This window comes from Dietzia sp. DQ12-76, assembly GCF_014145045.1.
In the GTDB taxonomy this organism is placed as follows: Bacteria; Actinomycetota; Actinomycetes; order Mycobacteriales; family Mycobacteriaceae; genus Dietzia.
In genome coordinates this window covers 1-3,138 of sequence record NZ_JAALDV010000054.1, presented here as the reverse complement: position 1 = coordinate 3,138, position 3,138 = coordinate 1, and the positions used below count along the sequence as shown (strand labels likewise).

Here is a 3,138-nt window from a genome sequence, read left to right as displayed (position 1 = left end):
GAGCGCCGAGCGTCCGTCGGCGATGGTCGTTCGGGCCTCGGCGGCGATGGTCTGCCGCTCTGCCACGGCAGACCTCGCCGTCGTCACGCCCGCGGCGTCCCACCGCCTGACCCGGCCGATCGTGTACACCACTCGGTCCCCTCTCGCGCGCCGTCACAGTGTCTGACGGCCCGGAGGCCCCGCACGGTTCCACCAGTCGACGGATCGCGCCGGGCCGGCCCGGCGTCCGGCCGGCCCCGAGGTCCCTACTTCGCAAACCTGCCGGCGAACGTCCGCAGCGGCAGATCCGCGCTGGTGACGATCCCGGGTGGGGCGGCGATGACCGACCGGATGGAGTTGAGGGCGGGTAGCCCGGTCACGGTCATACCGATGGAGGCGAAGTCCTCGGGATCGGAGAGGTCCACTCCGGGGGCGGGGAAGATCATGTGCTTGTTGTAGATCTGCGGATCGCCCTTGATCATCGTGATGTAGCAGCCCTTGATGTCCCACTTCGGCTCGGTGCGCGGGGTCATCTGCCATTCGAGGTGGGTCTCGATCCGCGAGACGCCGTCGACCATTCCGAGGTACTTGATGTAACTCCCGCGGAGGGATCCGGCGGGCAGCTGGTACCACCCCAAGTCCACGTCCTCCGTGCAGGCGCCCAGTTCGCAGTCGAACACCACCTCATCGAGCTCAAGGTCGAACGCGTCGGCCATCATGTACACCGAGTCGGCGAACACCTCGGTGTACTTCCGAAGCATCCCCGGCAGCGCGGGATCGTCGACGGGCCGGCCGTAGCCGACCTCCTTCCAGGTCTCGGCGGAGTGGTGGCAGGAGACGTCGACGGACTCGATCGTCGTGACGTTCTCGATCTCGGCCACGTCGGCCGAGGCGACGATGCCCAGGATCTGGTTGAGGCCCGGGTTCATGCCGGTGCCGTAGAAGGTCGCCCCGCCGGCCTTCGCGGCCTCGTCCAGGATCTCCCGCCACGACCGGCCGGACGGGTGGGGATGGTTGAGGTCGCGGTGGTGACCGGTGATCCAGTCGGCGGTGGTGACGATGTTGATGCCGGCCTCGAGGACCTGCAGGTAGAGGTCCTCGTCCGGGAAGACCCCGTGGAACGTCAGGACGTCCGGCTTCGCGGCGACGATCTCCTCGACGGTGCCGGTGGCCAGGATCCCGACGGGAGCGATGCCGGCGAGCTCGCCCACGTCGCGGCCGACCTTCTCCGGGGTGTAGCAGTGGACGCCCACCAGCTCGAGGTCCGGGTGGGCGCCGATACGCCTGATCATCTCGCTGCCGACGTTGCCGGTGGCGACCTGGAACACCCGGGCGGGAGTCGTGTTTCCGCTGGTCATGAGTGATGTCACCTTTCGAGGAGGGCGTGGTCGGGATAGAACTGGGTGGCCCAGGTCCGCAGTGCGGTGAACCCCTCGTACTCGCCGGGTGCGAGCGCGGCGGGGTCCGAGTACTTCTGGTACTTCCAGATGGCGAGGTCGGCCTCGAACTGCTCGATCACCCCGCGGCCGTGCGCGGCGGCGCGGTCGGCGGACTCGTCGTCGTCCAGGTCCGGCCGCCGGCGGATCCAGACGGAGAACCGGACGTCGCAGGTCTCGTCGTCGACGGGGGTCACGCAGGTCGCCGTGCGGTTGTCGACCATCCCGTGGCTGCGGGTGACGGCAACCCCCAGTCCGCCGTTGATGGCCTCCACGCCGCTGTCGACCTCCTCGATCGATCCCGGTTCGCCCTCGAACGCGATGGTGAAGTCGACGTAGGAGACCGGTCCGTCGAAGTCCTGGCGGGTGAACAGCGGGATGATCGGCACCTTGTGGACAAAGGTGAAGTGCGCGAAGTCGACCCCGTTCTCCAACACGTACTGCGGGTGCAACTCCAGCCGCTGTTCGAAGAGCGTGGTCCGGGGATGGCACGGGTGGTAGTCCTCCGCCCGCGCGCCGTCGTCCCAGCTGGTGAAGACGTCGGGCACGTCGAAGTACGGATCGCGGCCTTCGAGGTCGTGCCAGAGGTAGATCGACTCGTTGCGTTCGACCACCGGGTAGGTCCTGATCTTGCGGCCGCGGTTGGGGTGGTCCGCGTACGGGATGGCGGTGTTGCGCCCGGCCGAGTTCCACTGCCAGCCGTGGAATGGGCACTGGATGGTCTCGTCGACGACGGTGCCCCCGTGGCCGAGGTGGGCTCCGAGGTGTTTGCAGTACGCGTCCATGACCGTGACCCGGCCGGAACGACTCCGCCAGGCCACCAGCTCCTCCCCGAACGCGGCCACCCGGTGGACGTGGCCGTCGGGGACCTCGGTCGACCAGGCGACCTGGAACCATCCGGTCGGCTTCATCGGCAGCGGGGGTCTGGCCATCGCCGGCCTCCAATCCTGGCGTGAGTGAGGAGCGGTTCGCCGGTTCCCACAAGCGCAGAATGGCGATTCTGCGACGGTAGCATCGGGGCGTGGAGGCCACAAGAAAAACGACGACGACGACAACCGCGACGACAGCCGCGACGACAGCCGCGACGACAACCGCGACGCCGGCTGCGAACACGGCCCGCGAAGAGCGGCTCGACGGCTACCGCCGGCAGATCATCCACGCCGCGGAACGGGAGTTCGGGAAGGCCGGGTTCGCCGCCACCCCGATGAACGCGATCGCGGCCTCCGCCGGGTTGTCGCTGGCCACCGTGTACAAGTCCTTCGCCGGGAAGGCGGAGATCTGGGACGCCCTGCACCGCGAGCGGATGGACGCGCTCCTCGAGGGCGTGCGCGAGGTCGACACAGGCGAGCCGGGCCTCGACCGACTTCTCACGGGCCTGCGGCAGGTGTTCCGCTTCCTCGCAGCTCACCCGGCGTATCTCGAGATGAACCTCCGGGCCGGCGGTGGGTGGGCGAGCAGCGTCGAGGGGGCGCACGGGACCCAGCGCACGGTGTGGGGTTCGGGTCTCGAGGTGATCGCGGCCGGGATGCGGTCGGCGGCGGACAGGGGGGAGCTCGACGGACTGGAGCCTCGCGTCGCCGCGGGACTGGCGATCTCCGCGCTCCAGGTCTGGTTGTCCGAGTGGGTGGCGGCGGGTCGTCCGGGCGACCCGGAGGCGCTGGCCGACGACATGACGCGCAGGCTGCGCCTGATGTTGACGAACCGGGCCCCGGGTCCGGCGGCC

At 69.2% G+C, this 3,138-nt stretch carries 3 protein-coding genes; 1 reads left to right on the top strand and 2 read right to left on the bottom strand.

Annotated elements, in window-relative coordinates; all coding sequences use genetic code 11:
- Positions 1 to 245: 245 nt before the first annotated feature.
- The gene (locus G6019_RS02780) at positions 246 to 1,337 is read right to left on the bottom strand and encodes an NAD(P)H-dependent amine dehydrogenase family protein (protein ID WP_182613486.1); all 1,092 of its coding nucleotides are present in this window, start codon (positions 1,335 to 1,337) and stop codon (positions 246 to 248) included.
- An 8-nt stretch (positions 1,338 to 1,345) separates the two neighbouring features.
- A complete protein-coding gene (locus tag G6019_RS02775; RefSeq protein WP_156607265.1) occupies positions 1,346 to 2,347 on the bottom strand; it encodes a Rieske 2Fe-2S domain-containing protein in 1,002 nt (333 codons plus the stop codon).
- Positions 2,348 to 2,436: 89 nt separating this feature from the next.
- Between G6019_RS02775 and G6019_RS02770 the strand changes: the two genes are divergently transcribed.
- A partial coding sequence (locus G6019_RS02770; protein ID WP_182626997.1) for a TetR/AcrR family transcriptional regulator occupies positions 2,437 to 3,138 on the top strand: 702 nt, incomplete at its 3' end.

Excerpts from the sequence above, each read along its gene's own strand:
- G6019_RS02775 (WP_156607265.1), bottom strand. The coding sequence starts at position 2,347 with ATGGCCAGACCCCCGCTGCCGATGAAGCCGACCGGATGGTTCCAGGTC.
- G6019_RS02780 (WP_182613486.1), bottom strand. The coding sequence starts at position 1,337 with ATGACCAGCGGAAACACGACTCCCGCCCGGGTGTTCCAGGTCGCCACC.